General features: G+C 44.3%; 3 protein-coding genes. All 3 read left to right on the top strand.

The genetic code is table 11. From position 1 onward, the window contains the following. Positions 1-1,334 precede the first annotated feature (1,334 nt). Entirely contained in the window at positions 1,335-1,976 is a 642-nt protein-coding gene (locus tag PX482_RS16795) for a FeoA family protein (protein WP_288122726.1), read from the top strand. Positions 1,977-2,012: 36 nt separating this feature from the next. Next, complete coding sequence (gene feoB / locus PX482_RS16790; RefSeq protein ID WP_288122724.1) at positions 2,013-4,337, top strand: Fe(2+) transporter permease subunit FeoB; 2,325 nt, start codon at positions 2,013-2,015, stop codon at positions 4,335-4,337. A gap of 109 nt (positions 4,338-4,446) precedes the next feature. Then, positions 4,447-4,686, top strand: a complete 240-nt coding sequence (locus tag PX482_RS16785) for a FeoC-like transcriptional regulator (protein ID WP_002760210.1) — start codon at positions 4,447-4,449, stop codon at positions 4,684-4,686. Positions 4,687-4,878: the final 192 nt, after the last annotated feature.

The raw sequence follows: 4,878 nt of genomic DNA, 5'->3' as shown, positions 1-4,878 counted from the left end.
TCTGAAATGGGGCGAAAGTCTGTGGACTCTGTGTAAGACAGTACATGGTTTTTTAACTGTGGTATGCGACGGTGGTGGAAGCAGAAACTTAAATCGTGAGGTTTAGGAATCGCCGCACTTTTAGGGCGGCGAGGATGTCAATGTTTGGAGATACTGACAACGAATTATCCCATTTTTCAAAAGTAATGGCAGAGATGGTTAATTGCCCTCACCCCCTCCCCTCTAACGCTCTGGGACAGGGAAGGGGGTGAGGGAAACGAATAAAGAAAAATGGTATTACAGGCAGTTGTTGATATATTTGTAATAATTTAAGAGTCACTGATAATTGCTGATTGTCGATATTTCTGCAAATGTGAGATGCACCCTTTTTTAAGCTACAAGAAGACCCAGAGAATAGGGGGGCTAAAGTGTTGAAAGTATCGCCAATATTTAAAACTAAACTTTTTTCTGTCCGGTTATCCCATAAGAGTTAAGGATAAACACAAAGGCATAAAGAACACAAACAGAAAGACAGATTCGATTTACTTAGGGCTGGCTGAATAAATGTGAAATGTAGTCCTGTAGGGGCGAAGCATTCGGATAGAAAATCTACGGTTTCACCGATAGGTTATTGCCCGAATGCTTCGCCCCTACTTTTTGCCGCAGACCACTAGGTAGGGTTTGCTGAATAAATCTAAAAACCTTGTTGGATAAGACTTTTGGACTTTTTTCCCCTCAAAAAGTGCCAGCCATTGCAGGGATCGGGGGAAAATTCAGGTACTTTTTCCCTGAAAATTAGGTAGTTGACCACCTGAAAATCGGTAAAACCCCACACCCCACACCCCCCACCCCACACCCCACACCCTGCCCCTAGGAAAAGCTTTTTGCCGCAGACCCTAGGTAGGGTTTGCGGCAAAAAGTTTGTTGGTGGGGTTAGGAGTCGGTGGTCAGTAGCCGGTCGTTTCAGGCTTTGTTGCCCTCTCTTTTTGTACTAACTTATGTACTGAAAGGAGGATAATGCCAGGTTTTTGGGGGTCCCAATCCGATTTTCGCAGCACTAACATCGGATTTTAACAGGTCAAAAGCCTTATTTTCAAAGGGTTTTACCATTATTCAGCCGACCCTAAATAAATATTTTTCTTTTCTGTCTCCCCTTTTCGATTAGACTGGTAATTGAGAATAATTAGCATTTATTTTAGCGATCGCAAGTCTTAGACAGTTTCAAAACCGTTGACTGAGACTGACAGTAGTGCAGTTATCACCCTTTGGCTAATTCAGTAAACTCGATGAGCTATTAAGGAATTATTGTCACTCTTGAATGAAAGACCTTCTTTGCCTTTGGAGATAAGAAAAGCATGGACGATAAAATTAGACCTAATGAAGCAGAAAAACCAGAAAAATCGCCAAATAAAGCCCAATTTTCTCCTTGGGGCGGTACAGAGGCAGCAGCAGAACGTACTAGCTCCATGGATACTGATCTAACGGCCACCTATCCCCTCGCACAAGTGGAAATGGGAAAAACCGTCTGGTTAGTGGGATTTCAGGGGACAGGAGGAATCAATCGACTCCTAGGTATGGGATTAAACCCCGGCATTCAATTACAGGTAATTAGCTCCCAACCGAGGGGATCGGTTTTAATTGGCATTCAAGACAATCGTATCGGTATCGGGGCGGAAATGGCCGAAAAAATCCTCGTTAGTGACAGTCAACCGAAAAAACTGGAACCCAAAAAAGACCTACCTGAAGTAAGAACATTTCTGCGGGAGATACCCATAGGAAAAGCGGGTAAAGTTGTCGGTTATGACCGAGCATTGCGCGGATACAAAGGAAAATTGTTATCAATGGGATTAACTCCGGGGACAGAGTTTACCGTCATTCGTGTGGCACCTTTGGGGGATCCCGTCGAGATTCGAGTGCGGGGATTTCATCTCAGTCTGCGTAAACAGGAGGCAGACACTTTAATCGTCGAAGAAATAGACCCAGAAAGCAAAATTTAATCATCTAAGCCTATTCGTCACTCAATATCCTAAATTATGGTCAAACCGATTATCGCCTTAATTGGCAATCCTAACTGTGGCAAAACTACCCTTTTTAATGCTCTCACGGGGGCCAATCAACGGACCGGCAACTGGCCAGGAGTAACAGTCGATCGCAAAGAGGGACAATTTCAAGTTAACGGGGAAGATATCACCCTTGTGGATTTACCCGGAGTCTATTCCCTCGATGTGGAAGAAGGGGAGACAGGAATGGATGAATTAGTTGCTAGGGACTATCTGCTGTCAGGAGAAGCGGATTTAGTGATTAATATCGTCGATGCTGCCAATTTAGAGCGCAATCTCTACCTTACTACCCAAATCATGGAGATGCGTTTACCGATGTTGATTGCCCTGAATATGATGGATGTGGCCAAAACTAGGGGTATTGTGGTTAATCCGCAACTCTTAAGCGTTCGCATGGATGCAATTGTCGTCCCGATTAGTGCGGTTAAAGGGGAGGGAATCGGAGAATTAAAGCAAAAAATTGGGGAATTAGTCAGTAATATTAACCATACTGCCGCTTATGTCGCTTATCCTGCGGTAATTGAGGAAGCTCTTAACGAGATTGTTGCCTACATTAACGACCATAGCAGTAAAAGGATCGTCGAGCCAAGATGGACTGCTTTAAATCTACTGCAATACGAGGATCGCATCGCCCCAGAATTGCGCTCCCAGGAACTATTAAGCATTATCGTCAAGCATAGACGACAAATACACCAAGTTTTAGGGGAAGACCTTGATATTTTAATTGCTGATACTCGTTATGGCTTTATTCAACAAGTTACCCAGGGAGCCACTCAACGGACTGGACAGATAAATGATACCATGTCCGATCGCCTTGATCGGATTGTTCTCGATCGCTGGTTAGGAATTCCGATATTTTTGGGCGTAATGTACCTAATGTTCTTGTTTACCATCAATGTTAGTGCTGCCTTTATCGATTTCTTCGATTTAACTGCCCAGACTATCTTTGTCGATGGTTTGTCCCAAGTTTTACAAAAAATCCCTACCCCGGGTTGGCTAATTGCTCTGCTCGCTGATGGGGCGGGGGGAGGTGTGCAAACCGTCGCCACTTTTATCCCCGTAATTGGCTTTATGTTCCTCTTTTTGTCAATTTTAGAGGATTCCGGCTATATGGCCCGGGCAGCCTTCGTCATGGACCGATTGATGCGTTTGGTGGGATTGCCGGGTAAATCCTTTGTCCCCATGCTAGTGGGATTTGGTTGCAGTGTGCCGGCAATTATGGCCACCAGGACCCTAGAAAATTCTCGCGATCGTTTAATGACGATTATGATGAACCCTTTTATGTCCTGTGGGGCCAGATTACCTGTTTATGCCCTATTTGCGGCGGCTTTTTTCCCCATAGGTGGTCAAAACATCGTTTTTGGTCTTTATATCTTAGGAATTCTCGCCGCTATTTTGACGGGATTGGTGATGAAAAAAACCCTACTCAAGGGAGAAGTCAGTCACTTTATTATGGAATTGCCTCCCTATCATCTACCGCGTCTGAAAGGGGTTTTAATTCGCACTTGGGAACGTCTGCAAGCGTTTTTATGGAAAGCTGGACGAGTTATCGTTTTAATGGTGATGATTTTGGGATTACTCAACTCCGTCAGTTTTGATGGTTCTTTTGGTAATCAAGACAGCGAGCGATCGGTTTTAAGTGCTACCAGTAAAGCTGTAACTCCTATTTTCTCACCCATGGGACTAGAGCAGCAAAATTGGCCGGCAACGGTGGGCATTTTTACGGGAGTTTTTGCCAAAGAAGCAATGGTAGGGACATTAAACTCGATTTATAGCCAACTAGCAGGGGAAGATAACCCGAATAAGGGGGCAGCGGTCGCAAAATTCGACTTTTGGGGGCAAATTAACCGAGCTATTGCCACTATTCCCGCCAATTTAGCGCAATTACCCAATCAATTACTTGATCCCTTGGGTTTGAATATTGGTGATTTGCAAGATAAAAAAACGGCTGCCGAGAAGCAAGAGGTAGATTTAGGAATCTTTGGGGCGATGGTGAAAAGATTTGATGGTCAAGCGGGTGCTTTTGCCTATCTGTTGTTTGTTCTGCTCTATTTTCCCTGTGTTTCGGCCACATCGGCCGTATATCGCGAAACTAATGCCGGTTGGACTGTTTTTATTGCCCTCTGGACCACAGGAATGGCCTATATTGTTGCCACTTCCTTCTATCAAATCGCCACTTTTTCTCGACATCCGGGATTTTCTCTCTTTTGGATAGTCTTGATGGGTTTAACCGTAGTCGGGGTTTTATTCACCTTAAAAAATCTCCGTCCCCGAAAAATCAACCGTCCGGCAATTTAAAAGTAGGGTGGGTTAGGCGACAAAAAGCTAGGCAACTAACAAATTATTTAGATTCGCCGTAACCCACCGCAATCAAGCAACTTTTCTCGATTTTTTTCGCTTATAAACCATGATTTTAATCGATATACAGGCTTATCTTGCCAAAAATCAGAAAGCATCTCTGTCTGACTTATCTACACACTTTCGGATGTCAGCGGATGCCTTAAGTCCCATGCTCGATCGCTTGCTGAAAAAGGGGCGAATTCGCCTGATTTCCCTAGAAAAATGCGGAGGATGCAGCCGTTGTTCTCCGGAATCTATGGCTTTTTACGAATGGATTGAGGGCAATTCCACAGGGACAAACAGATAAAAGTTTAATACTACAGAAGTGATCTAAGTAGGTAGGCGTTAAAAGTTGTCAGATCCCCCCGCCTATCGGCACCCCCCTTATCAAGGGGGGCAGGGGGGATCGGCACCCCCCTTATCAAGGGGGGCAGGGGGGATCGAACCTAAAATCCATTTTTAATTTAATTATAACCAGCTACTTAACTATTAAGATAAC

The organism is Microcystis sp. M53602_WE12 (genome assembly GCF_030065455.1).
Classification (GTDB): domain Bacteria; phylum Cyanobacteriota; class Cyanobacteriia; order Cyanobacteriales; family Microcystaceae; genus Microcystis; species Microcystis aeruginosa.
Note: the sequence above shows the minus strand (reverse complement) of the source record. Positions and strands in the feature narration are given on the sequence as shown.